Origin of the sequence: Alkalihalobacillus deserti (assembly GCF_020734105.1) — a bacterium.
In the GTDB taxonomy this organism is placed as follows: Bacteria; Bacillota; Bacilli; order Bacillales; family Bacillaceae_D; genus Halalkalibacter; species Halalkalibacter deserti.
The window spans coordinates 150020-174849 of sequence record NZ_JAJAFR010000004.1 but is presented as its reverse complement, the minus strand read 5'-3'; the positions used below and the strand labels follow the sequence as shown (position 1 = coordinate 174849).

The window sequence follows — 24830 nt, the reverse complement described above, 5'->3', positions numbered from 1 at the left end:
CAAAAATCCTCCTTTACACCCGTTTGAACTGTGCTAGAAAACGCACATCATTCGTATAGAAATGACGAATATCATCAATATCGTACTTTAACATTGCTAAACGCTCTACACCCATACCAAACGCAAACCCACTATATTTCGTTGAGTCAAATCCACTCATTTCAAGAACACGTGGATGAACCATACCAGCACCTAGTACTTCAATCCAGCCCGACTGTTTACAAATACGGCAGCCTTTTCCCCCACACATCCCACAAGATACATCGACTTCAACAGACGGTTCTGTAAACGGGAAGAAGCTTGGACGCAAACGAATGGAGCGGTCTTCGCCAAAGAATGATTTCGCAAATTGTTCCAAAACACCCTTCAAATCACTCATACGAACATTTTCGTCTACATACAAGCCTTCAATTTGCATAAATTGATGGGAATGGGTCGCGTCATCATCATCACGTCGGAACACTTTTCCTGGACAGATGACTTTAACTGGACCTTTTCCCTTATGTAATTCCATTGTTCTCGCTTGCACAGGTGATGTATGTGTTCTAAGCAGCAGTTCATCTGTGAAGTAAAAAGAATCTTGCATATCTCGTGCAGGGTGATCTTTAGGCAGGTTAAGAGCTTCAAAGTTATAATAGTCCACTTCCACCTCAGGACCTTCTGCAACTGAAAATCCAAGACCTAAAAATGCTTCTTCTACTTCCTCTACCACTGCTGTAAGCGGATGACTAGACCCACTTTGTACCGGACGTCCTGGCAATGTCACGTCAATGCTTTCATTCTCCAATTGTCGTTCAATTGCCGCTTCTTCAAGTTCTCCTTCTTTACGGTCCACTTCTGCTTTGATCGCATCGCGAACCTCATTGGCCATTTGTCCAATCAGTGGACGTTCTTCAGCAGATAGTTTCCCCATGCCACGTAATACTTCAGTAATCGGGCCCTTTTTTCCTAAATAAGCAACTCTTACTTCTTGTAGCGCTTTTACATCTTCGGCTACAGCAACCTTTGCTAATGCCTCATCTCGCAAGGCTTCTAATCGTTCACGCATCAAAGTGCCTCCTTCATTTAAACAAAATAAAGAGCCCTCGCTCCCGCAAAGGGACGAAGACTCGTGGTACCACCCTTAGTTAATAGTGAATAGATGATCCAACACACTATTATCTTCATTGCTTTAACGGTCGAAACCGGAACACCTTTACAAGAAAACTTGTAGTCCGGTGTCTGCTCCAGAGTGAATTCCGTCATCCCTGCCATAAAAATGCTTTCAGTCTAAGGCATTTTCTCCCTGTATGGTGGCTAAAAACGTACTACTCTCTTTCTTCGCATTTATAAAATATAGATTTGATTTTTTAATTATAGTGAAAGTTGTACGCAGATGCAACTTTCTTTGGCCATTATCCCTTAAAATAGTAAAGCAATATGCCTGTTGCTACCGCCACATTCAATGATTCTGCTTTACCATGAATCGGGATGTAAATATTTTGATCTGTCATTTCAAGTAATGAATTTGCCATACCCTCTCCCTCATTGCCCATAATTAAAGCAAATTGAGTCTGAGGTTCAATCGCTGTGTAAGAACTCGCTCCTTGAAGTGCTGTTCCAAATACCGGAATCATCGCATTTTTTAATCGCATGATCCATTCTTCTAAATTGCCCTTCATCACAGGTAAATGAAAAATAGAACCTTGAGACGCTCTGATGACTTTACTGTTAAACACATCGACACTACCTTCACCAAGAATGACACCTGTCATCCCCGCTGCATCAGCCGTTCGTATCATCGTTCCTAAATTCCCAGGATCCTGTACTCGGTCAATGAGCAAAAACTGACCTTCTAATCTATCTACATCAGGTTCAGTTGGTAACACACACACAGCAGCAATTCCTTGTGGGGTCTCTGTTTCAGATAATTCCTTCATTACTTGATCACTTACGATAATGACGTCCTCATTTTGCAAGGATAACGTTGCAGGCGGATTTGTCCCCTCTGTTAAAAGAATATACTCCACAAGTTTCTGTGCCTTTATAGCCTCTTCAACAAGATGATAACCCTCTAAAAGAAAACGCCCCGTTGTTTCTCTACCCTTTTTCGTTTTTAATTTTTTCCACCGTTTTACATGTTCATTTTTTACTGAATCAATTCGCTTCATTTTCTACTCCTTTAGACCCTACTTTCTCATTTCATCCATCATACCCATTTTTTTCGTCATAATCCAGTCCATGCTGTTACATACTACTATTAGAATCATAATTATCACTAAAAAGGAGTGTAACACTTATGGGTTTTAATTTACGCGGTGCCATCATGGCCAACATTCAAGGAAGTACACATGAAGACGTTGAAGCAACAATTGTAGACGCCCTTCAAAAAGGCGAAGAAAAAATGCTACCAGGATTAGGTGTTTTATTCGAAGTTTACTGGAAAAATGCAAGTGAGCAAGATAAAGATGCAGTTTGCGAACAGATTAGCCAAGGCTTGCAATAATCACAACAGAGCTTGTCTCCTTAGGGATAAGCTCTTTTTTTAATAAAGCTTTTTTCGATAAGCCTTTTACTGTGTTGGTCTTTTAAGTCAGGTAGTTCCTTTTGTTGTTTTATTTATATTTTCCGCTGGTAAGTACTAAACGATCGCTAATATACTTTGATTGCAGTTGAAATAGAACTTTCTTTGATATGTGAGATATATTTAAACAACTATGTTTCTCTTTTGTCTAAGAGACTTTCATACCTCTACTTCTCGTAAAAAGTGCTATTTAACGGCCTACTCTAAATTGAAGATCCTATGAAAATTCACAATCACAAAAAAACCGAACTTCATTAATGAAATTCGGCTCTTACTCTTATTAGTTATACGTTATTTTCTCAACTGTCTCCTGATCAAGCTTTTTAATCACTTCAACAATTAATTTAACTGTATTCTCATAATCATCACGATGTAGCATAGCAGCGTGAGTATGAATATAACGAGTTGGAATCGTGATAGATAAAGCTGGAACACCGTTTGCTGTTAAGTGAATGGCTCCTGAATCTGTTCCGCCTCCTGCCATTGAGTCGAACTGATAAGGGATACTATGTTCATCTGCCGTATCTGTCACGAAATCGCGTAACCCTTTGTGAGAGACCATAGACGCATCATAGAGAACGATTTGTGGACCGTCACCCATTTTAGCCAGAGCTTCCTTTTCTGTCACTCCTGGCGTGTCGCCTGCAATCCCTACATCTACTCCAAATCCGATGTCTGGTTCAATTAGATGAGCAGATGTTCGTGCACCACGTAAACCGACTTCTTCTTGAACTGTTCCTACCCCATAAACCGTATTAGGATGATCTACTCCTTTCAGACCGCGTAATACGTCAATCGCAATTGCACAACCGATTCGGTTATCCCAAGCTTTTGCCATTAAAAACTTTTCATTTTTCATCACGGTGAATTCACAAACTGGAACAACAGAATCACCTGGACGCACACCAAATTCCTGTGCTTCTTCTTTACTTGTTGCACCGATGTCAATAAACATATCTTTCTTATCTACCGGCTTCTTCCGGGCTTCAGGTGCTAAAATATGTGGAGGCTTCGAACCAATAACACCAGGAATGTTGCCATTCTTTGTCATAATTGTGACACGCTGTGCGAGCATCACTTGCTCCCACCATCCTCCGACTGTTTGAAAACGAAGGAATCCTTTATCATCGATTCGTGTAACCATGAATCCAATTTCATCAAGGTGGCCTGCAACCATAATTTTAGGTCCGTCTGCTTTTCCTGTTCTTTTCGCAACTAGACTACCTAGCTTATCCGTTGTTACTTCATCAGCAAATGGAGTTATGTATTTAGACATGACTTCTCTTACTTCACGTTCGTTCCCCGGAATTCCATTCGCATCCGTTAAATCCTTTAACATTTGCAGTTTTTCGCTAAGCTTTGTCATCGTATAGCCTCCTTTTTATTTAATCCTTTTTAGTATACAGAAAACTATTTCTCTACTCAAATTATCTAATAATTTTAACATTAATATCCATTATCTTGCCTCTCATGATTAACTTTATTCTTTTCTAAATATGCTTTTTCCATTTCATCGTATGTAAAACTAAGCTTATGACCTAGAGCGAAGAAAGAGTCGATAAATTGTTGAAATTGTTCCTGCGACTGATTTAAGCCTAACTGCTGGGCAAGATTTAGTACATCTAGAAAATGATCTGTTAGCTTTTCTTTTTGTTCGAATTCATCTTTTAAAATTACCTCTGTATATCCAAGACTCAATCCTAAAGTAAGAGCAAAGTGTAGCCCGTCAACATACTCTTCTAAAATAATCGTGCGTTCTGAAGAAGGTTTGCGACTCCAATATTTAAAGCACCTTGTTTCATTCGCAAGCTCTCCTACTTCGACGATAAAAGCAAGAAGTTTCTCTTGAAATAAATCTTGTCCAGCAAGTTGATGCTCTGCGATAATTCGATCATTTAATTGTTTTTGTATGGAAAATAATGATTTAATGTCCACGTGAATCCCTCCTCTATATAATGATTATAACAATGATGGAACATTGGGTGGAACTACAATAATTTTTTTAAAAAAGCGTAACCAATTGACAGCTTATTCGTATTACCTATTAGAGACTTTACTTCTTTAAATAAAGTATGTCAAAATCAAGTTAGAACTCTAGAAATCACCTCATAAGGAGGCATAATAAATGGTTATTTTATTTAGACTGCTATTATTAGTAGCACTCATTGTCCTAGCGTATTCAGCTTTTAAATATTTGTTCCATCCAAGAAGAAAACTAGAACAAGCACATGACCGTAAACAATTCTTCTTTTTTGATGATGATAAAGATGTACGCAAGAATTTCTTAATTACGTATAAAGGCGTTATGTTTGAAGGCGAAAAATATTTAGGTACAACAGAACAATCCTTTGAGATTATCTCGATTTATGTATGGGCTAGGCAAACCGATCAATTAAAAGGCTGTAGCAAGGAAGACTTTCAATTTATTGCCGATGATATTCGCCTACGGTACCCACGCGCAAAAATAGAATGGAAAAGTCCAATTAAAGAACTATTGCGAAAATAACGGTTTTACACTCACGAGCCTTGGAGCAGTCATTGCCGAGTTAGTCGGTCCATTAATCTTTGTACCTTTTTCGATTCAGTAGATAAGAAAAACTCAGTCTACAGACTGAGTTTTTTTCCTAAAATGCACTACGTTCTTTTCGTTGAAAAAAAGTCATCCCAACTAATACTCGTTCTTTTTTTTCGAAAAAAGAGAAACAAGACCGCTAAGAATAACGTAAAAATTATAGTACCGGCAAGCGGCAGCTCGTGAATCATATCTCCAGAAGCTGTATAGATAACAGCCGGGGGAATACTAACAAGAAAAGAGTATTTGCTATATGTTTTAAAGTTCTTTGTTGACTCGATTAAATATAAAGATACCAAATGAAAATGAACGAAAGGCATTAACCTCATGATCACCATTTGTGGAATTGTCAGTTGGTGTTTTCCTTTAAGAATACGCTTCTTAAGCTTTGTCAATTTCTCTCTCATACTAGGTAAAATATGAATGAGACCGTAAAACACCATGCTTACTGCTGTAAGACCAATAATCGAATAAATTGACCCATAAATAGTTCCAAATAAGTAACCGCCTAAAAGGCAAACCAACAAGACTGGTATAAAAAATATTTGCCTGAAAACATGGAGAAAAATAAAAAAAAACGGAGCAAGCCATCCACTTTGCTCAATAAACAGAAATGAGCGTTCTAAAAATCCCTCCATTTGGTTGCCTCCTCTTCCTAGTCTATGCTAAGAAAGCTATAAGATGAAGACGAGTATTCCAATTTGGGCAAAAAGAATAATGGGAGTTCCTATCTTAAAACTATTATGCTTTGTTTTATGCCGGAATGACTTCATTCCTGTATAAACTCCTAAACTTCCTCCAAACAAAGCGAATAAAAACAACGTTCTTTCAGGTATCCTTTTTTGATGCTTTTTTGCTCGACTCTTGTCCGTACCCATCAACACATAAGCTACTAAATTGATGATAACTAGATAGACTGTCAGAATCATATAGACACCCCAATTATTCTTTTTTAATAAAACTATAGAAAAAAGCGCGACGAATGCCGCGCTTTTCTAAAATTATGCGTTAAGACTTGCCTTTGCTTTGTCAGCAAGTTGTGCAAATGATTTTTCGTCAGTGATTGCAAGTTCAGCAAGCATCTTACGGTTTACATTGATCTCAGCAAGCTTTAAACCGTGCATGAAACGGCTATAAGAAAGACCATTCATACGAGCAGCTGCGTTGATACGCGTAATCCAAAGCTTACGGAAATCACGTTTCTTGTTGCGACGATCACGGTAAGCATAAAGTAATGACTTCATTACCTGACCTTGAGCTGATTTAAATAATGTATGTTTAGAACCGTAATAACCTTTAGCTAACTTTAGAACTTTCTTACGACGACGACGAGCGACATAACCGCCTTTTACTCTTGGCATCGAAGTTCCCTCCTTCTATCAAACGATCAATTATTTTTTGTACGTTAACATTGCGCGGATACGCTTGAAATCACCAGAATGAACCATTCCAGCTTTACGTAACTTACGCTTTTGCTTTTGTGACTTGTTACCGAATAAGTGACTTCTAAATGCGTGTGAGCGCTTCAGCTTTCCAGATCCAGTCTTCTTGAAACGCTTTGCAGCACCACGGTGAGTTTTCATTTTTGGCATAACTCAGGTCCTCCTTTAATCTTGTTACAAGCTAGTGTGAGATATTACTTTTCAACTTTTGGAGCAAGCATCAGAAACATGCTACGCCCTTCCATCTTAGGCATTGATTCAACCACTGCAACATCTTCACAGTCTTTTGCAAGACGCTCTAGTACTTTCCGTCCAATTTGAGAGTGAGTAATAGCACGTCCACGGAAGCGAATCGCCACTTTTACTTTATCTCCTTTTTCAAGGAATTTACGAGCGTTGCGAAGCTTTGTATTAAAATCATTATCTTCAATCGTTGGGCTCAAACGAACCTCTTTTACATTGATAATTTTTTGATTTTTACGAGCTTCTTTTTCTTTCTTTTGTTGTTCATAACGGAATTTTCCGTAGTCCATAATACGACACACAGGTGGTTTCGCAGTTGGAGCAACACAGACTAAATCAAGATTGACATTTTGTGCCATTTCAAGTGCTTCTTGTTTTGACTTTACACCAACTTGATCTCCGTTTGCTCCAATAAGACGTACTTCACGAGCACGAATCCCTTCATTGACCAACATGTCTTTACTAATAATGAGCCACCTCCAAAGGATATTAACGAACCAAAGCATTATATAGCATTACTACTGGGTACAGTAGCATCAATGCACCTCATTTAAGTACAAAAAAAAGTGTAGGCGCAATACATACACCCACACTTATTCCATTTATCAAAAATGAAACGTTTTATACCTGCAAACTGCTATTGCGTCATCAGGTGAGAAGCGGGCGCCTCTGCTTGCTTTGTTTCCAATGTTTAATTGTTTACTAAATGACTATATCATATCGATTGAAAGGTGTCAAACTTTTTTAGTGGCCGACCTATATTATTCTAACTCCTAAGTTACTAGAAAGCAATGACTTATTACAACAAAATGGAGTAGAAAGTTTGAGAAAGCAGTTACAATGGCTCCACTCGCTGCGCGCCTCTCTGAGAAAACCGCTCAGAGTGGCTTAAAACCTTGCAGCGGTTCCGCTCTTTGCTTCGTTTGTACAAAAAGGTAAAGTTCGACCTTTTTGTACAAACTACTATTTTCTAGCTTCTGTTTTCATTTGTTCTACAAATTGATCTAGGGCAACAGATGCTGAGTCTTGTTCGCCATATTTACGGATATTTACAGCTGATGCTTCCATTTCTTTGTCACCTAGAACAAGCATGTATGGAATCTTTTGCATTTGTGCTTCACGGATTTTATATCCTAACTTTTCATCGCGCTCATCGATTTCAACTCGAACGCCAACCGCTTGTAAGCTTTCTTGAACTTTTTTAGCATAATCAAGATGTACATCATTTGATACAGGAATGATTTGCGTTTGAATCGGAGCCAACCAAGTTGGAAATGCCCCTTTGTATTCTTCTAATAAGAACGCAACAAAACGCTCCATTGTTGATACAACACCGCGGTGAACAACAACTGGTCGGTGCTGTTGACCGTCCTCCCCGACATAAGTTAAGTCAAAACGTTCAGGTAGTAAAAAGTCTAATTGAACCGTCGATAACGTCTCATCTTTACCTAGAGCTGTTTTCACTTGTACATCAAGCTTCGGACCATAAAATGCAGCTTCCCCTTCAGCTTCATAATACTCGATATCACCAAGCTCATTCATCGCATCTTTCAGCATACTTTGAGCCTTTTCCCACATGGCATCGTCATCAAAATATTTTTCTTTATCTTCAGGATCACGATAAGATAAACGGAATTTAAAGTTCTCAATTCCAAAATCTTTATATACTTCACGAATTAAGTGAACAACGCGCAGAAATTCATCTTTAATTTGATCCGGTCGACAGAAGATATGAGCATCATTTAGTGTCATTCCTCGTACACGTTGAAGACCAGAAACAGCCCCAGACATTTCATAACGGTGCATCATACCAAGCTCAGCAATACGAAGAGGCAATTGACGGTAACTTCTCATGTCTTGTTTATAAACCATCATATGATGTGGACAGTTCATTGGACGCAGAACGAACTCTTCATTATCGCGTTCCATTACCGGGAACATATCATCTTTATAATGCTCCCAGTGACCAGAAGTTTTGTAAAGTTCTGAGCTACCTAAAATTGGCGTATATACGTGTTGATAGCCGAGTCTTTCTTCCTTATCAACAATATAGCGCTCAATAATTCGGCGAACGGTTGCGCCTTTAGGTAACCATAGAGGTAGACCTTGTCCCACTTTTTGCGATAGAGCGAAAATACCTAGTTCTTTTCCTAACTTTCGATGATCGCGCTCTTTTGCTTCCTCAAGCAAACGAAGATGTTCTTTTAAATCTTCTTTGTTAAAGAAAGCCGTTCCGTAAATACGTTGTAACATCTTATTTTTGCTGTCTCCACGCCAATAAGCCCCAGCTAAGCTAAGCAGCTTGAATTCCTTAATTTTATTTGTCGATGGGATGTGAATACCACGGCAAAGATCAAAGAATTCACCTTGCTCATAAATCGTCAGCATTTCTCCCTCAGGAATCGCTTCAATAAGCTCGAGTTTATACTCGTCACCAATTTCTTTGTATTTCGCAATTGCTTCTTCTCGTGTGACTTCAATCCGCTTCAACTCAAGGTTTTCAGAAATGATTTTCTTCATTTCCTTTTCAATCCTCGGCAAGTCCTCTGCTGTGATCGATTCCTCTGAATCAATATCATAATAGAACCCGCCTTCAATGACAGGACCTACACCAAGCTTTACATCTTTAAACAAACGTTTAACGGCTTGTGCCATAACGTGTGCCGTACTATGACGCATAATTTCTAATGCTTCATCTGAACCTGCTGTCACAATGGCCATTTCACCATCATCTGTAATAGGTGTCCGTAAATCAAGCAATGTATGATTAAATTTTCCAGCGATTGCCTTCTTTTTTAATCCCGGGCTAATAGATGCAGCAATGTCTTCTGTTGTTGTTCCAACAGGAAACTCCTTTACTGCACCATCTGGAAACGTTATTTTTACAACGGCCATACTTGTCAACTCCTTCAAAAGTATAAAATAAAAAACACCCATCCCTCCATATAGAAGGGACGAGTGTAGTTCGTGGTTCCACCCTTGTTCGAGACAACTCAAAAAGCAGAGCGTTCTCCTCAAGATACAATGTAACGGTTGATACCGGCATTAGATAGTCCACAGTTGTGTTTCCCTAACGCAGTTCAGAGGTGGTAAGAACGCCTTCTAGCTAGGAAGCTCTCAGCAATACTTCCCTCTCTGCAAACCAATTTGAACGCCTCATGTCCTCATCAAGACTCTTTCTTATATTGACTATGATATGTAGTATTATAGGGAGCCTTGTCTAGAAAAGCAAGTGTTTCCAAAAGTTAATTCCAATCTTGTTCGTACGCTTTCAATGGAAAGAGCTTCATTCTTTCTTGAAAAATAGCTTGAATGGATAAAATGACACCATGATCAGGATCATCCGTGAAAACATGAACAAGACCTGGGACCATACTTACTAACGGACTTATGACCATGTCCTGTATATCTACTTCTTGTTCAAAGACTAAATCGTCTTGCAAATGAAAAAGCAGTTCTTCTCTCGTCATACGACGAAAATGTTCATCGTAAAATGTAAAACTACCATCATGGACAACATAAACGAGTTCTACTTTTGATCGTTTAAATTGAACAAATTGCCGGAAATCCTCAATCATATTTTGATATTCTTGCTCAAGCATATACTCATCAATAGCTATTTCTACACAGTCAATTAATATTTCACCATAGTCCCGCAACCTGAAGGTGAGAAAAGGCTCATAGTAAAATGTAGTTTCTTCCTCGAGATGCTTGGCAAAAGCGTCGTAAATAAAAGCTCTCCTGTTGAAGAATGGTTTCATTTGCGGTAAATCATTTCGATCACCTTCTAAAATAGAGCGAGCAATCGTCAATATTTGCTCCTGTTCTTCATTGTCAGTGAAATAGAACATGTTTTCAATAATATCTAATAACCAGTCATCTTCCTTCGTACTAATCACATAATCGGTTAACACAGATGCAAGTAAAGGATGAAACGAATCATAGAAATTTATATGCTTGTGTTCATAGTTGAGAATAATTGTATCATCCCCTTCTGCATTAACAGCTCCACCTAAGCCGTATTTAGCGTACTTTTGGATATACGCCGTCAGCTGATGAAACAGCTGCTTGCAATCGTGTTCTTCTTCAAAATGGATTGCTATCAACGTTACTCCCCCTTACATATAACGAACACCTCTATGGGTACATCTTCTTGTCTCCATTTTTCAGACAGGCTCTACTTTCATCCTATGTTTTTGTTTTGAAATAATGATAACAAAATGATTTCAACAAGGTAGGAGAAGCATTACTTTACCGTTGACCGTGGCTTTTCACCGAAAACTTCGCCTTTCTTTCGGCAACGCGCTCTTTTTCCAGCAACTTCTGCTCTTTTTCCAGCAACTTCTGCTCTTTTTCCGGCAACTTCTGCTTTTTTTCCGGCAACTCTAGCTCTCTTTCCGGCAACTTGCTCGCTTTCCGGCAACTCTCGCTCTCTTTCCGGCAACAACCGTGAAGCACAAAAAGGGCCTAGCTCCCATAAATGGGGTTAGACCCTCCAACAAAAATTTAATTTTGCATAATAAAATCTTTTTCTGCTGTTTCTTCTCCGTCAAATACACGAAGAATATCATACTTCGTGTTACGCTGTGCTGGAACCTTTCCAGCCTCACGAATCAAACGAAGGGTTTCATTCGTATTTACTTTATGTGTTGCCCCTGCAGCAGATACAACATTTTCTTCCATCATCGTACTCCCGAAGTCGTTACATCCATACTCAAGCGATAATTTCCCAACCTCTGGGCCCATTGTTACCCAAGAAGATTGGAAGTTTTCAATATTATCGATAAAAAGACGTGAAATCGCAACATTCTTCAGATAATCGCGTGGCGTTAACTTTTTCGTTTTATACATACCCGTATTCTCTGGCTGGAATAACCATGAGATATAAGCCGTAAAACACTGTGTTTCATCTTGAGCATCACGAATTCGCTGCATGTGTAGCGCACGTTCTTCAAATGACTCACCAAAACCAATAACCATCGTAGCCGAACCGTGCATCCCCACACGCTTACTCGCCTTCATCGCCTCAATCCATTGCTCCCATGTGATTTTCAAACGGCTAACCCGAAGTCTTGTCTCTTCAGTTAAAATTTCAGCACCACCACCCGGCATACTGTCAAGCCCAGCTTCATGTAATTCACGTAAAACGTCTTCGACCGACAATCCAGATACTTCAGCGATCTTCCAAATTTCGGCTGGAGAGAAAGAGTGCATCCAAATATCAGGATAGCGACTTTTAATCTCTTTCAATAGATCGGTATAATAACTAAGAGGTAAATCAGGGTTTGTACCGCCCTGCATTAGAATTTCTGTTCCGTTGACAGCTTGTGTTTCTTCAATCTTTTTAAAAATGACATCATCACTTAGAACATATCCTTCTTTATTTCCTGGCGCTCGGTAAAACGCACAAAACCGGCAGTACGTATCACAAAAATTTGTATAATTTACATTACGCCCAATCACAAATGTTGTAATTGGCTCTGGATGCCATTTTTTCATGATTTGATTAGCCGCTTCACCCATTTTCTCTACTTCATCACTCTCGTAAAGAGCAATCGCATCTTCCATCTGCAAGCGTTCACCATTTAGCGCACGTTTTAATATCGCATCAATGCTCATGTTGTACCCTCCGCAATAATCAAAATATGATACTCTCATCCTATCATAGTTGCTTCTTTCAGCAAAGAGAAGAGCTCGCAATTGGAAAAAAGTTCAACTTACCTCGAACGTCGATTTGTACCCTCAACCGACACAAACGTTGTGAAATGCTTAATTCGTTCCATAATTCTCTTTGCTTTAAGTTCTTCAATTCCGCCTCTTTCTGAATACGAGAGATGTTCTTCTAACTCATCATAATCATAGTTTGACGTAAACAAAGTTGGGAGATTTTCTAGCATTCTATGTTGTAAGATCGCGCCTAATACATCATCTCGAATCCAACCTGAGATCGTTTCGGCTCCAATGTCATCGAGTATCAACACTTTTGCTTTTTTAACCATATCAAGTTTTTCTTGAAAGGTACCATCACCAATGGAGGACTTCATTTCTCTAAAGAAATCTGGCGTATAAACGATATATGTTTCGATTCCTCTATCCCGTAGCTCATTTGCGACAGCACCCATTAAATGCGTTTTTCCGACACCAAATTTCCCAGAAAAATAAAGACCTTGACCATCCACACCTGGATTGGTTCCTAACGCAAACGCCAGAGCTGTTCGACTAGCTTCTTCACGCTCATGATCACGATCTAGCTTATCAAAGGTAGCCTCTAGAATATCCTTTGGTACATACAATGACTTTATTAATTGTCGCTGTTTACGCGCACTTTCTTCCTTTGTTTTTAAGGAACAAGGGTGATATTTAAGATCTAATGCTTTTCTTGTTACTAGCAATTCTGGTTGATACCCCTTCATCATATTAGGGCAGTTTGAAAGGCCAGGACAATCATGACAGTGATGGAGTTCTTTCTGCAATTCATATAGTTTTATTAAACCTTGCTCAAGCATTTCTTCTGTAACGGAAACTTGCTCTATAGCCTTTTTCACAATTGGGTCCGCGAGCAATGTGTTTCTCGCATCATTTAACCTCTGCTGAAATTTATTATTATCTTGACTCCATTGTTTCAGTGCAGATTGAATGGATTCCATATTTACGCCTCTCCTCTCTTTGCCTTGTTTCTTCTTCGTTCTTCAAGCATCTGTTCAAAACTTTTTTCACCCACTGGCACTTGATCTTTCTTCATTTCTACTTGGTTAGTCGCTTCAGGTGCTTTATTCTCTTTTTCTTTCTCTGCCAAAAGCCATTTAGGCAATTTATCTCGTTTCGGCTGTTGCTTGCGTCTAGTTGCTTGCTTACTGTATGGAGCCGTTGATTTCTTGACCTGCTGTTCATTGGTTTTTCTCTGCTCCTGCATCGCAAGTTGCATCGCTTCTTTAACCGTCTGCACTTTCTTTCTCGCCCAGTGTCCAGCTATTTTATCTATTAATGCCTTAGACAGTTTCATGTCCTGACTCCAAAGCATGAAGTCTAATAACACATTAGCTACACCTGGAAGTAATTGATGATCGAGGATAAGCGACTCGACAATTTTCATATCGGCTGCTGCTACTTTCGCGCCATCCGACCTGATTTCCAACAACGTTAGAGGAGGCGTCGTTTCGTAAAATTTAATGGTACGTTCTTCTTCTGTAACTGGTTCTTTTCCCTTCATCGACTGAAATTTGGCTGGGTGCTGCTGCAATCCTATACCAGGTGGTTCATTTCCATGTTCAATCTTATACCATTCTTGAATTTTCTTTCTAAATTCCATCACATTCAATTTATCATCGTGTAAGAGTGCTTGTTGTATAATAGAAGTCATTTCTAAAGGCTCAATTCGATACACGAAAGCAAGCCTGCCAATCAATGCTTTGACATCCTTCGTTAAAACCTCTTGTGGCACGATAAACGATGATAAGCTTTTTTCTAGCAGATCGAAGTCAAACTGTTTATTTTGAAAATAAAGTTCTTCCTCATCTGTTGAAATCAATTCTTTATCCTTATCAACGCGTAGCGCATTTCCAGTCTCAGATTTTAAATTTGAGACCATTTCTGAATGATGTAAGGAAGCAAACACTTCATCAAATGCATAAGTTAGCTCTGTGTACTCTTCATGTTCCATTTTTTCTAACGTGAATCTCTCACGAAGTTGGCGATAATGTGTTTTTCCAAGTCGGTTAAAAAGGTAAACACTTAGTACATCATTTTCAAAAAATTGTTTGGGCGTCATTGGTGGCTGTAACTCGTATAAATAAATCGTATCTCCATCTTCTTCTTTGCGTTTAAATGTTTTGAGCAAACCAATTCCCTCGAGCTTTTTTCGTTCTTCATAAATCACTTCGAGCGGAGCACCTAGCAACAACATTAATTGCCTATGTGTTTGCTCATTACTCCAGTATTGATCTTTTTCTAACTGAGACAAAAACGTTACATATAAGCTATGTGCGACAGCTCCAATAAGTGGTTGATATAACAATGTTAATGACAGACGATCCATCTCTGTTACATACTTACTTGTCCGAATTGTAAATCGATCAACAGGAAGTAGCTCTTTCCAATGCCATGTCATTTCTAAGTCCTCCTCTCGACTCTAACTTTCAGCTGAAAAAGAGCTTGCAGCGACTTACGCTTAAGCTCTTTTGTTCCTTAACTCTTATTCATCAGATCAGTCAGTTCTTTTATAAATACATTAATATCTTTAAATTGGCGGTAGACTGATGCAAAGCGTACATATGCAACATCATCAATATCAGCAAGTCGTTCCATAACAAGCTCACCCACATCATGACTCATTACTTCATTCTTCCCTAATCCGCGAAGTTCACGCTCCACACCGTTGACAATTTTTTCAAGCGTTTCTAATGAAACAGGTCTTTTCTCACAGGCACGAATGAGTCCTCGAAGAATCTTATCTTGACTGAATATTTGACGGGTCCCATCTTTTTTCACAACGATCAGAGGAATTTCCTCAACCATTTCAAATGTTGTGAACCTGTGACTGCATTCTTCACATTCTCTTCTTCTACGAATTGAACGGCCTTCATGACTGGGTCTTGAATCAAGTACTCGAGTTCCATTATGATGACAAGCAGGACATAGCATTTGATCAACTCCAATTTCCGTTACGTATCTTTCATAATAGTAAAAAACGGGATGACAAGAAAAGGCTCTTTGTCGTTCCTTATCGAAATTAAACTATATATATCATATCATATTCATCTTTTTTAGGGGAAAAATCCAAAGAAAAAGTACCAAATCAAAAAGAGGTTGACCCAAAATGTACTTAATCTCTTCCTCAATTGCTTTGAAACATCTAAGTTTCGTTCGCTATTGAACAAGAGTTAAGAACATTTGTTAGAGTCAACCTCTTCTATCTCACTTATAGTGCTTGAACTTTTGATTTTTCAATTTTAACTGGTCCCATTCCTCTAGGCACCTCAATGACTTCACTCGATTTAGCACCTAACGCCTCAGTAATATGATTTGCTGCCACATTAGGATCAAGATCACCACAAGTATACACATCAATACTCGCATATCCGTGTTCAGGAAAGCTGTGAATCGTTAAATGAGATTCTGAGATAATAACAACTCCACTTACTCCGTGTGGAGCAAACTTGTGAAATGCGACCTCTCTTACCTCAGCTCCTGATTTCAATGCTGCATCAACAAATACTTGTTCAATAAAACTCATATTATTCAACTTCTCCACGTTGCATCCCCAAAGTTCTGCAATTACGTGACGACCCATAGTGTCCATAAGTTGAATCCCCCTTCACAAAAAATGTCATGCCTTCTCAAGCATGTAGGAAAGTTAAATTACACGGGGGAAAGTTAGTCCAGAGAGGTCCTAACCCGGTCTGTAAAAAACAGTTCCTGATTTGCTTTAATTGAAGTTCACGAAAATCAGTATACTTGGTTTATAATTTGATTGCAACAGTTAGAAGTAACTTTTTTTAGGTTACTTCAGGACTATTATCATCTATCCTAGTTGAACTGCAATCAAACATCAAATGTGAACAACAATTATTTTTAAGGTTTCTCAACTTTATGGGCACTAAACCTTTTATAAAAATAGTTTTAATGCACTTTACTTGGTTCTTTTAGCTTTTCTGCCACAAAACATACAAGGTCTACCACACGACACGAATAACCCCATTCATTATCATACCAAGCAAGTACTTTTACTTGTCTGTCGTTCATGACCATGGTTGATAAACCATCGATTACAGAAGATTGCTCATTCCCGTTAAAATCGATGGATACAAGAGGTTCGTTTGTATAACCTAAAATCCCTTTTAATGAGTTTTCAGAAGCTACTTTTAGGGCGCTATTTACCTGTTCTACGGTGACATCTTGCTTTACATTAACAACTAAATCAACGAGTGAAACATTTGGAGTCGGAACACGCAAAGCCATTCCATTTAACTTTCCTTTTAATTGTGGAAGTACTTTGGCAATCGCCTTCGCTGCACCAGTTGAGGTAGGAATAATCGATTGGCCACAAGCTCTAGCTCTTCTGAGATCTTTATGTGGATTATCGATATTTTTTTGATCATTTGTATAAGCATGAACCGTTGTCATCATGCCACTTTCAATCTCAAAATTTTCATCAATGATTTTAGCTACAGGAGCTAAGCAATTTGTTGTACAAGAAGCGTTCGAAATGATATCATGTTCTTCATTCATATAATCGCCTTCATTAACACCCATTACTACCGTTATATCTTCATCCTTACCTGGTGCCGTTATCACTACTTTTTTAGCTCCTGCTTCTAGGTGATAACCAGCAGTTTCTTTTGATTTGAATTTACCTGTTGCTTCAATGACAATATCAATTCCAAGTTCTGCCCAAGGCAGTTCTCTAGGATCTCTTGATTGTAAAAGTTGAATCTCTTTACCCCCAACAACAATAGAGTTGCTTTTCGCTTCGACTTCTAACTCGTATATGCCATGTATACTATCATATTTTATTAAATGAGCTAATGTTTCTGCAGGATAGCTTGCGTTAATTGCTACTATATCAATTTTTTCATCCCTCATTGCCTTTCTGAACACCATACGACCGATACGGCCAAATCCATTAATTGCAACCTTCGCCTTCATTAGTGTGACTCCTCCCGCAATATGAGCTATACTTTATAATTCTCTTTATGTTAATTAGTATAACACATTAAATGAATAATGACATTAATTTCATCGTATTTTATAAAAATAAAAAAAGCGCCTAAATCAAGCTTGATTTAGGCATTTTTCGCCCAGAATCCATGCTTGTTTTAAGTCACTTTTCTGTTAGCAACTGTTCGAATACAAGATCAAGTTGCTTCTTTGTTTCTTCAATAGTAAATGAGTTATCAATAACATAATCTGCTCGTTCACGTTTATCAATTAATGGAATTTGTGATGCAATTCTCTGTTTAGCATCTGTTAATCCCGCTGAATCTCGATTTAATAGTCTTTGAAGTTGCGTTTTGGCATCCACATAAACAAGAATCACCTTTTCTACCAGATGAAATAAATCACTTTCATACAAAAGAGGGATATCATAAACAATCGTTGTTTCTTCCTTATCTAAATAAAATTGCTTTAATTCACCCATTCGTTTCCTAACAGCAGGATGCACAATCTCATTTAATACTTGGCGTTCTTTTGGATCTTCAAAAATAATGGCACCTAACTTTTTTCGTGATAATGTCCCATCTTCATTTATGATCGTAGGACCAAAATGATCGTAAATAGCTTGTAGTGCCTTCGTACCTGGCTCTACAACGTCTCGGGCAACTTGATCGGCATCTATAACGGGTATTCCCATCTCACGTATCATCTTACTTACAGTTGATTTACCACTGGCAATACCGCCCGTTAAACCTATAAACATGATTACTCCTCCTAAATATATTGAGGTTATTCAAAAAGGTAAAAACAACCTTTTTGAATAACCTCTACAAACTAAAAATGCCTATTATCATAAGCAGGAGTCCTGGTAGGAATGAAAATTTTTTTATCCAGATAGAGTCTGAAAAGCGGTGACCACTTTTCATTCCAAGTGTGACACATAATGCACTCATCGTTGCGACGCTAATGGCCATCCAAATTGGAGAGAATCCAATTAAGGCAGCCCCAATCCCAGCACCGAAGGCATCGAGGGATAACGCGACTCCAAGTAAAAAAGCTTCACGTCCAGTGATCGTTCCTGAATCATCAAAATCGGCAACCATCGGCTTTCTTAAAATACGGATAACTACTCCTAACACTTTGATTTCAAAATTTAAAATAATTTCGTCTCCCTTTGTTTTTACTTCATTTTTAGCTGGGCGGTATACTTGGTACAATGCCCAAGCTCCAATCATGATTAAAATGATCCCACCTAAAGATTCAGCAACTCGCGGAGACAAATAAGTCTGAATGACCCTTCCAAAGAACATCGCTATTAATATAGAAGTAGCAGAACAACCTGCAATAAACAATAACGATCTCCACGGTAATTTCATTTTTCTAAGTCCATAAGTTAACCCTACACCAAAGCTATCAAGACTGACAGCAAAAGCGATAGCTAATAAGGAGAGAATCTCAACCATATGATAAGCTCCTTTCATTCAAACATACGATAGTATATGGCAGGAGCCTATCCGGTGTACTTTATTTTTGACAATTCAAGCAGAAATGTGTTCCTCTTCCTCCTATAACAGTTTTGGAAATTTCCTCTCCGCATTGCTTACAAGGTTGTCCTTTACGACCATAAACATTTAGTTGTTGCTGAAACATACCCATCTCACCTTGGCCATTCACATAGGATTTGACTGAACTACCACCTAAATCAACCGCCTCTTGTAAAGTGGTGACAATGGCCTCATGCAAGCGAGTGTATTCCTCAATCGAAAGGGAAGAGGCCAGTCTCTCTGGATGAATCCCCGATCGAAAAAGAGCTTCATCGACATAAATATTTCCTAGTCCAACAACGGTTTTTTGATCCAATAAAACTACTTTGATGCTTCGAGTCGTTTTCTGAAAAGAATCACGTAAGAGTTTTATTGTGAAAGCCTCAGAAAAAGGTTCGACCCCTAATTGTAAAAGAGGTAAAGACTCTTCCTCTGTGCCTTTTTTAAACAAATGCATCGTCCCAAATTTACGTACATCTTGATAACGTAGCTCTGTTCCATCTGTAAAACTAAAAATAACATGAGTATGGGGAGTAAGTTCCTCATCTTTTGTAAAAAGACCATAACGGCCTTCCATCCTTAAATGAGAGACCATCGTAATGTCATCAAGCACAAAAAGAAGAAACTTACCACGCCGGTTCACTTCATGTACGGTTTGTCCGATTAACTCAAGTTTAAACTGTTCGACATCATCTGGTTTTTTGATGATGTTTGCCCATCTCACATCGACTCCGGCTATCTTCTTCCCAATGACTAATTCACGGAGTGTGCGACTAACGGTTTCGACCTCAGGCAATTCAGGCATGATTTTATCACTCCTTACTTCGCGTCATACCATGTTTCTCCATACGAAACATCAGCTTTTAACGGAACTCTTAATTCAACAGCTTTTTCCATTACTTCGGGAACCAAAGCTAGCATCTTCTCCACTTCATCTTCTGGTACTTCAAATATCAATTCATCGTGAACTTGAAGGAGCATACGACTTTGCATTCCTTCATCTTCTAATTTAGCGGCCATTTCAACCATCGCCTTTTTAATGATATCTGCTGCCGTTCCTTGAATAGGTGTATTCATCGCTGTTCGTTCTGCAAAACTACGTTTATTAAAATTTCGGCTCGTTAACTCTGGGAGGTACCGTCTTCGATGAAGCAAGGTGGACACATACCCTTTTTCTCTTGCATCCTCAATGATGTTCTCCATATATTCTTTTACTTTTGGATAGCTGGCAAAATAACGTTCAATAAATTCCCCTGCTTCTTTTCTTGTTATCCCGAGACTCTGTGACAAACCAAAATCACTAATTCCATAGACAATCCCGAAGTTAACTGCTTTCGCACTTCGACGCATATGAGACGTTACTTCTTCTTTGCTTACGTGAAACACATCCATCGCAGTTTTGGTATGGACGTCCATATCCGTTTGAAATGCTTCAATGAGTTTCTCATCTTCAGCAATATGAGCAAGGACACGAAGCTCAATTTGAGAATAATCAGCGGCAATCATGATCCATCCTTTTTCAGATGGAATAAATGCCTTTCTAATTCTTCTTCCTTCTTCTAAACGGATCGGTATATTTTGCAGATTCGGATCTGTTGAACTTAAACGTCCTGTCTGCGTTAGGGCTTGATTATATCTTGTATGAATTTTATGGGTGTTCTCTTTCGTAACTTTTAACAGACCTTCTATATAAGTTGAGTTCAACTTCCCTAATTGTCTGTAATGAAGAATGTATTCAACAATTTCATGATCTTTTGCTAGCTTCTCCAATACGTCTGCTGATGTAGAATATCCTGTTTTTGTTTTTTTAACAGGTGGCAACCCTAATTTCTCAAATAGTATTTCTCCTAATTGTTTTGGAGAATTAATATTAAATGACATCCCAGCTGATTCATGGATTTTTTTTTCAAGATCGTTTAGTCGGTATTCAAGGTCTTCACCCATTTGCTCAAGTTGTTCCTTGTCGACTTTGACACCTGTCGTTTCCATTCTTCCTAACACAAGCGAAAGTGGCATCTCAAGGTCACGATACAACTCTTCTTGCTCGTTCTCTTTAAGTTCTTTTTCAAGAACCGGTTTCAGTTGATAAAGAGCTTCTGCTTTACGAACTAAGTGTTCAGCTAACTGATCTAGCTCAGGGATTTTTCGTTTAGCCCCTTTTCCATAGACGACTTCATCTTCTTGAAGTTGTCCAAATCCTTTACGAATGGCGACATCGCTAATTTCATGAGAAGACAATGATGGATCAAGTAAGTAAGAAGCCATTTGAAGATCGAATACAACCCCATTTAATAAAATCCCTTTCCACCCCAGAGAAACGACAGCCTGCTTCGCATCAAAAACTGAAATTTTTGTTGAACCATCCTTTAACCAGTCAACAAACGCTTGAGATTCTAACGCGCGTTCCGTTGAGATGAAGTAGCGACCTTTCTCGTTGACCATCGCAAATCCCTCTATCGGTGTTTGATGATAGTTTTCACCTAAGACTTCGACAATCAATGTCGCTTCTTCTGCAAGATGTGTGTCCTCAACTTTTTCTAAGTGTTCATATGTAATTTCTTCTAGTTCAATTTCTTCGGCTTTTTCCGTATCAAACTTAGTAACTAATGAAGTAAATTCAAGTTCTTTCATGAAGTCGACGACTTTCTTTTGATCATAATCGCCAAAACTCAAATCATCTAATTCCGTATTAAATGGAACTTCAAGAAAAATCGTTGCCAACTCTTTACTCATGAGCGCTTGCTCACGATTTTCTTCTAGTTTCTCTTTCATTTTTTTTCCGGATATTTGGTCAATCGATTCCAGAACTTTTTCCACTGAGCCAAATTCTTTTAAAAGCTTAAGAGCTGTTTTCTCTCCAACTCCAGGGACACCAGGGATGTTATCAGAACTATCGCCCATTAATCCTTTCATATCAATAATTTGCTTAGGGGTAATTCCATATTTTTCAGAAATTAAAGCCTCATCATATGCTTCGACATTCGTAATTCCTTTCTTTGTTAACACAACCGTAACTTTATCTGAAACAAGCTGAAGTAAGTCTTTATCTCCTGAATACACCTTCACCTCAAACTCTTTTTTTTCTGCATCTTTAGCAAGCGTTCCGATAATATCATCTGCTTCATAATTTTCTGCTTCATAGCGAGATATCTTAAAGGCATCAAGAAGTTCACGAACTAACGGAAACTGTTCGGATAATTCAGGGGGAGTTTTTTGCCGCCCCCCTTTATATTCCTCAAATGTTTTATGTCGAAATGTTGTTTTACCGGCATCAAAAGCCACTAACATATGAGTTGGTTTTTCTTCTTCAATAATTTTAAGTAACATCGTCGTGAACCCATACACGGCATTTGTATAAACTCCTTTTTCATTATTCAATAAAGGTAATGCAAAAAAGGCACGATACGCAATACTATTTCCATCTATTAATACGAGTTTTTTCAATTGAAAGACTCCTCTCTTTTCTTTAGGGTAATCTTCGTTTATTGTAGCATAGCCATGGGAAAATGAGAAAAAGGGAGAAGCTGATTCGCCTCTTGTATTAGCCATATAAGAAAACTGCTCGTGCAATTAACTGGAGTTTTCGTGCAATTAGTTGAAATTTTGTGCAATTATTTTTGAAAACGTGGAATTTATTTTGGTTTTCACCCCAATCATGCTTTTCTTGCAACTGATTTGGCTACTGGAGATTAAATTAAGTACATTCGAGTTTTAAAAAAAAGAGAGGACGACTGAGTCGCCCTCTCTCACTTTAGTCCGTATATCCCATTAAGATACGCGCATATGGTGCATTAGCTGGAAGGACAATAACTGTCTCTTCTCCAATCGTTTTTTCATAAGATTCAAGTGTCCGGTATAACTGATAGAACTCCGTATCACGTCCAAATGATTCATTGTAAATACGAGCTGCTTCAGCTTCCCCTTCCCCTTCAATTTCATTGGCATCTGCATTTGCGGTTGCAATCGTTTCCGTTACTTTACGGTCTGTTGCAGATTGAATTCTATTTGCTTCAGCATCCCCTTGCGATAAATATTCCTGTGCAGTCGCATGACGTTCAGAAATCATGCGACTAAATACAGCTTGCTCATTCTCTTCAGGTAGATCAGTACGCTTCATTCTAACATCGGTTAAAATAATACCATACTCATTACGCTTAAGTGCTTCATTTACACGCTCGAGAACTAATTCATTGAAGCTTCCTCTTGATGATTTTTCTTCATTGATGATCTCATCGAAATTCAATTGACCTAACTCAGCTCGAATCGCAGAGAAAATCAATTCACCTAAAATAGCTTCGGCACGATCCTGTGTCACCGTATTCGAAATCATAAGCTGAGGACTTTCAATTCTCCACACCGCATAATGATCGGCAAGTACTCTTTTTTTATCACGAGTATTGACTTCTGCTGGCGGGATGTCATAAATCATTTGATACTTTGGTAGCGTTGTGACGGATTGAATAAAAGGAATTTTGTAGCTTAACCCAGGCTCACTTTCAATTCGAACAACCTCACCAAACTGCCTAACTACTTTATATTCTCCTTGCTCGACAATAAATAAATTACTAATAATCGTTGCTAAAATTACTATTAGGATAATTACTGTAGCACCAAGCTTCGTATACTTTTTCCACTCATCACTTGGACGGCGTTCATTGATATCAACAATATTTTCATCACTCATTAGTTACTTCCTCCTTCAGCTGCTGTGTTTTGCCCACGCTCAAGCGGCCTAATCGGTAAGTAGCTTACTGTATCATTATTGCTATCCATGATATAAATCTCTGTATTAGGCAAGACATTTTCTAACGTTTCTAGAACGAGACGTTGACGGGTGACATCTCGGTTGACGAGATACTCAGCATAAAGGGCATCAAACTTCGCCACATCCCCACGCGCTCGCTCAATTCGCTCAGCTCGGGTTCCTTCAGCCCGAGAAATGATCGCATCTTTTTCCCCTTCAGCTTCATTAATTAACTGATTACGATATCTAGTTGCTTCATTTATTTTCGTTAAACGCTGCTCACGAGCATCCGTTACTTCTGTAAATGCACGACGTACTTCTTCAGTCGGAAGCTCAACATCTTGTAGTTTAACATCTTGGATACTAACACCAATTTGATAGACTTCTAACAAATTAACTAAATTTTCAAAAACCTGAGCCTCTACTTGTGGTCTTTGATCGGTCAATACATCATCAATTGCTGTACTCCCAATGACTCCTCGTAGAGCAGCAGAGGTGGCATTATACAATACTTGCTCAGCATCAAACGTACTATATAAATATAATTCTGGATCGGTGATTCTCCACTGAACAGCCAAATCTGCAAAGAGAATATTCTCATCACCCGTTATCATTTTGGCTTCTCGAGTAAATTCAACAACCTCACCATCTTCTTCACTGTAACCTACTTGAAGGTTAAACGTCCCCCTTGAGAGAATCTCTACTCTTTGTATGGGCCACGGCATCTTAAACTTTAACCCAGGTTCTGTAATCGTATCTTCTACTTTACCAAATGTAATAAGTGCAGCTTGTTCAGATTCGTCGACTATGTACCATCCCGTCACTAAAAATAAAATAAGAATGGCTCCAGCTATTAAAGAAACAAAGCCAACGAGCAATTGCTTAATGGTCATCGTATCATCCCTTCTTATTATGATGTCTTTCTTTCTACGCATTTGCCGATAAAACGGTTTCACTATTCTTTAATTAATTTCATTCTTTTTCATTATAGTACAAATTTTAAGATAAATGGGGGCTTTTGAGAAAACTCTGAAGGTAAGGAGTCATTAGAGGTTATTAGGGGTTCGTG

Annotated in this window: 26 protein-coding genes and 2 other annotated features; of the genes, 2 read left to right on the top strand and 24 right to left on the bottom strand. The window is 38.6% G+C overall.

The features are described from left to right. Nucleotides 1-13 precede the first annotated feature (13 nt). Both pheS and LDX58_RS09765 read right to left on the bottom strand, forming a co-directional pair. Nucleotides 14-1048, bottom strand: coding sequence for a phenylalanine--tRNA ligase subunit alpha (gene pheS / locus LDX58_RS09770; protein ID WP_227936648.1), 1035 nt, complete (start codon nt 1046-1048; stop codon nt 14-16). A gap of 46 nt (nt 1049-1094) precedes the next feature. After that, nucleotides 1095-1330 (bottom strand) — a binding site (T-box leader). A 64-nt stretch (nt 1331-1394) separates the two neighbouring features. Next, nucleotides 1395-2150, bottom strand: coding sequence for a TrmH family RNA methyltransferase (locus LDX58_RS09765; protein ID WP_227936647.1), 756 nt, complete (start codon nt 2148-2150; stop codon nt 1395-1397). 128 nt (nt 2151-2278) lie between these two features. On the opposite strand from LDX58_RS09765, the gene sspI reads away from it, so the two are divergent. Then, nucleotides 2279-2485: a small acid-soluble spore protein SspI gene (sspI, locus tag LDX58_RS09760; protein ID WP_227936646.1), complete on the top strand. Its 207-nt coding sequence runs from the start codon at nt 2279-2281 to the stop codon at nt 2483-2485. A gap of 358 nt (nt 2486-2843) precedes the next feature. Here the strand turns inward: sspI and LDX58_RS09755 are convergent, their stop codons facing one another. Further along, a complete protein-coding gene (locus LDX58_RS09755; RefSeq protein ID WP_227936645.1) occupies nt 2844-3929 on the bottom strand; it encodes a M42 family metallopeptidase in 1086 nt (361 codons plus the stop codon). An 80-nt stretch (nt 3930-4009) separates the two neighbouring features. Then, the gene (locus LDX58_RS09750; RefSeq protein ID WP_227936644.1) at nt 4010-4498 is read right to left on the bottom strand and encodes a dUTP diphosphatase; all 489 of its coding nucleotides are present in this window, start codon (nt 4496-4498) and stop codon (nt 4010-4012) included. A 190-nt stretch (nt 4499-4688) separates the two neighbouring features. Here LDX58_RS09750 and LDX58_RS09745 point away from each other — a divergent pair, with 190 nt between their 5' ends. Next, nucleotides 4689-5069 carry a sigma-w pathway protein ysdB gene (locus LDX58_RS09745; RefSeq protein WP_227936643.1) on the top strand — a complete coding sequence of 127 codons (381 nt, stop codon included), beginning with the start codon at nt 4689-4691 and terminating at the stop codon, nt 5067-5069. Between the two features lie 128 nt (nt 5070-5197). Here the strand turns inward: LDX58_RS09745 and LDX58_RS09740 are convergent, their stop codons facing one another. From LDX58_RS09740 to hflK, 20 genes are all read right to left on the bottom strand, one after another. Continuing rightward, on the bottom strand, nt 5198-5773 hold the full coding sequence (locus LDX58_RS09740) for a TVP38/TMEM64 family protein (RefSeq protein WP_227936642.1): 576 nt from the start codon (nt 5771-5773) through the stop codon (nt 5198-5200). 36 nt (nt 5774-5809) lie between these two features. Then, nucleotides 5810-6064, bottom strand: coding sequence for a DUF1294 domain-containing protein (locus LDX58_RS09735; protein ID WP_227936641.1), 255 nt, complete (start codon nt 6062-6064; stop codon nt 5810-5812). 72 nt (nt 6065-6136) lie between these two features. Further along, complete coding sequence (gene rplT / locus LDX58_RS09730; protein ID WP_227936640.1) at nt 6137-6496, bottom strand: 50S ribosomal protein L20; 360 nt, start codon at nt 6494-6496, stop codon at nt 6137-6139. 30 nt (nt 6497-6526) lie between these two features. Continuing rightward, the gene (gene rpmI, locus LDX58_RS09725) at nt 6527-6727 is read right to left on the bottom strand and encodes a 50S ribosomal protein L35 (protein ID WP_227936639.1); all 201 of its coding nucleotides are present in this window, start codon (nt 6725-6727) and stop codon (nt 6527-6529) included. A gap of 44 nt (nt 6728-6771) precedes the next feature. Beyond that, a complete protein-coding gene (gene infC, locus LDX58_RS09720; RefSeq protein WP_227936878.1) occupies nt 6772-7275 on the bottom strand; it encodes a translation initiation factor IF-3 in 504 nt (167 codons plus the stop codon). A 99-nt stretch (nt 7276-7374) separates the two neighbouring features. Then, nucleotides 7375-7501 (bottom strand) — a sequence feature (ribosomal protein L20 leader region). 282 nt (nt 7502-7783) lie between these two features. After that, nucleotides 7784-9715: a threonine--tRNA ligase gene (thrS, locus tag LDX58_RS09715; RefSeq protein WP_227936638.1), complete on the bottom strand. Its 1932-nt coding sequence runs from the start codon at nt 9713-9715 to the stop codon at nt 7784-7786. A 350-nt stretch (nt 9716-10065) separates the two neighbouring features. Then, nucleotides 10066-10926 carry a putative sporulation protein YtxC gene (gene ytxC / locus LDX58_RS09710; protein ID WP_227936637.1) on the bottom strand — a complete coding sequence of 287 codons (861 nt, stop codon included), beginning with the start codon at nt 10924-10926 and terminating at the stop codon, nt 10066-10068. Between the two features lie 140 nt (nt 10927-11066). After that, nucleotides 11067-11243, bottom strand: coding sequence for a hypothetical protein (locus LDX58_RS09705; RefSeq protein ID WP_227936636.1), 177 nt, complete (start codon nt 11241-11243; stop codon nt 11067-11069). An 83-nt stretch (nt 11244-11326) separates the two neighbouring features. Then, entirely contained in the window at nt 11327-12439 is a 1113-nt protein-coding gene (gene mqnC / locus LDX58_RS09700; RefSeq protein ID WP_227936635.1) for a cyclic dehypoxanthinyl futalosine synthase, read from the bottom strand. Between the two features lie 98 nt (nt 12440-12537). Next, nucleotides 12538-13467, bottom strand: coding sequence for a primosomal protein DnaI (gene dnaI / locus LDX58_RS09695; RefSeq protein WP_227936634.1), 930 nt, complete (start codon nt 13465-13467; stop codon nt 12538-12540). A 2-nt stretch (nt 13468-13469) separates the two neighbouring features. Beyond that, nucleotides 13470-14927, bottom strand: a complete 1458-nt coding sequence (locus LDX58_RS09690) for a replication initiation and membrane attachment family protein (protein WP_227936633.1) — start codon at nt 14925-14927, stop codon at nt 13470-13472. A gap of 77 nt (nt 14928-15004) precedes the next feature. After that, nucleotides 15005-15460: a transcriptional regulator NrdR gene (nrdR, locus tag LDX58_RS09685; protein ID WP_227936632.1), complete on the bottom strand. Its 456-nt coding sequence runs from the start codon at nt 15458-15460 to the stop codon at nt 15005-15007. Between the two features lie 277 nt (nt 15461-15737). After that, complete coding sequence (gene speD, locus LDX58_RS09680) at nt 15738-16118, bottom strand: adenosylmethionine decarboxylase (RefSeq protein ID WP_265416623.1); 381 nt, start codon at nt 16116-16118, stop codon at nt 15738-15740. A gap of 320 nt (nt 16119-16438) precedes the next feature. Further along, the gene (locus tag LDX58_RS09675; RefSeq protein WP_227936631.1) at nt 16439-17464 is read right to left on the bottom strand and encodes a glyceraldehyde-3-phosphate dehydrogenase; all 1026 of its coding nucleotides are present in this window, start codon (nt 17462-17464) and stop codon (nt 16439-16441) included. 175 nt (nt 17465-17639) lie between these two features. Then, the gene (gene coaE, locus LDX58_RS09670) at nt 17640-18236 is read right to left on the bottom strand and encodes a dephospho-CoA kinase (RefSeq protein WP_227936630.1); all 597 of its coding nucleotides are present in this window, start codon (nt 18234-18236) and stop codon (nt 17640-17642) included. A 64-nt stretch (nt 18237-18300) separates the two neighbouring features. After that, entirely contained in the window at nt 18301-18936 is a 636-nt protein-coding gene (gene ytaF, locus LDX58_RS09665) for a sporulation membrane protein YtaF (RefSeq protein WP_227936629.1), read from the bottom strand. A 61-nt stretch (nt 18937-18997) separates the two neighbouring features. Then, nucleotides 18998-19822 (bottom strand): DNA-formamidopyrimidine glycosylase, encoded by an 825-nt coding sequence (gene mutM / locus LDX58_RS09660; protein WP_227936628.1) that lies wholly within the window; start codon nt 19820-19822, stop codon nt 18998-19000. Nucleotides 19823-19836: 14 nt separating this feature from the next. After that, entirely contained in the window at nt 19837-22461 is a 2625-nt protein-coding gene (gene polA / locus LDX58_RS09655; protein ID WP_227936876.1) for a DNA polymerase I, read from the bottom strand. 307 nt (nt 22462-22768) lie between these two features. Next, nucleotides 22769-23701 (bottom strand): protease modulator HflC, encoded by a 933-nt coding sequence (gene hflC, locus LDX58_RS09650; protein ID WP_227936627.1) that lies wholly within the window; start codon nt 23699-23701, stop codon nt 22769-22771. Next, entirely contained in the window at nt 23701-24654 is a 954-nt protein-coding gene (hflK, locus tag LDX58_RS09645; RefSeq protein ID WP_227936626.1) for an FtsH protease activity modulator HflK, read from the bottom strand. The genes hflC and hflK overlap by 1 nt, the downstream gene beginning before the upstream one ends. Nucleotides 24655-24830: the final 176 nt, after the last annotated feature.

Coding starts and splice junctions, on each gene's coding strand:
- pheS (WP_227936648.1), bottom strand. CDS start 1,048: ATGCGTGAACGATTAGAAGCCTTGCGAGATGAGGCATTAGCAAAGGTT.
- LDX58_RS09765 (WP_227936647.1), bottom strand. CDS start 2,150: ATGAAGCGAATTGATTCAGTAAAAAATGAACATGTAAAACGGTGGAAA.
- sspI (WP_227936646.1), top strand. CDS start 2,279: ATGGGTTTTAATTTACGCGGTGCCATCATGGCCAACATTCAAGGAAGT.
- LDX58_RS09755 (WP_227936645.1), bottom strand. CDS start 3,929: ATGACAAAGCTTAGCGAAAAACTGCAAATGTTAAAGGATTTAACGGAT.
- LDX58_RS09745 (WP_227936643.1), top strand. CDS start 4,689: ATGGTTATTTTATTTAGACTGCTATTATTAGTAGCACTCATTGTCCTA.
- LDX58_RS09740 (WP_227936642.1), bottom strand. CDS start 5,773: ATGGAGGGATTTTTAGAACGCTCATTTCTGTTTATTGAGCAAAGTGGA.
- LDX58_RS09735 (WP_227936641.1), bottom strand. CDS start 6,064: ATGATTCTGACAGTCTATCTAGTTATCATCAATTTAGTAGCTTATGTG.
- rplT (WP_227936640.1), bottom strand. CDS start 6,496: ATGCCAAGAGTAAAAGGCGGTTATGTCGCTCGTCGTCGTCGTAAGAAA.
- rpmI (WP_227936639.1), bottom strand. CDS start 6,727: ATGCCAAAAATGAAAACTCACCGTGGTGCTGCAAAGCGTTTCAAGAAG.
- infC (WP_227936878.1), bottom strand. CDS start 7,275: ATGTTGGTCAATGAAGGGATTCGTGCTCGTGAAGTACGTCTTATTGGA.
- thrS (WP_227936638.1), bottom strand. CDS start 9,715: ATGGCCGTTGTAAAAATAACGTTTCCAGATGGTGCAGTAAAGGAGTTT.
- mqnC (WP_227936635.1), bottom strand. CDS start 12,439: ATGAGCATTGATGCGATATTAAAACGTGCGCTAAATGGTGAACGCTTG.
- dnaI (WP_227936634.1), bottom strand. CDS start 13,467: ATGGAATCCATTCAATCTGCACTGAAACAATGGAGTCAAGATAATAAT.
- LDX58_RS09690 (WP_227936633.1), bottom strand. CDS start 14,927: ATGACATGGCATTGGAAAGAGCTACTTCCTGTTGATCGATTTACAATT.
- nrdR (WP_227936632.1), bottom strand. CDS start 15,460: ATGCTATGTCCTGCTTGTCATCATAATGGAACTCGAGTACTTGATTCA.
- speD (WP_265416623.1), bottom strand. CDS start 16,118: ATGGACACTATGGGTCGTCACGTAATTGCAGAACTTTGGGGATGCAAC.
- LDX58_RS09675 (WP_227936631.1), bottom strand. CDS start 17,464: ATGAAGGCGAAGGTTGCAATTAATGGATTTGGCCGTATCGGTCGTATG.
- coaE (WP_227936630.1), bottom strand. CDS start 18,236: ATGTTTATAGGTTTAACGGGCGGTATTGCCAGTGGTAAATCAACTGTA.
- ytaF (WP_227936629.1), bottom strand. CDS start 18,936: ATGGTTGAGATTCTCTCCTTATTAGCTATCGCTTTTGCTGTCAGTCTT.
- mutM (WP_227936628.1), bottom strand. CDS start 19,822: ATGCCTGAATTGCCTGAGGTCGAAACCGTTAGTCGCACACTCCGTGAA.
- hflC (WP_227936627.1), bottom strand. CDS start 23,701: ATGAGTGATGAAAATATTGTTGATATCAATGAACGCCGTCCAAGTGAT.
- hflK (WP_227936626.1), bottom strand. CDS start 24,654: ATGACCATTAAGCAATTGCTCGTTGGCTTTGTTTCTTTAATAGCTGGA.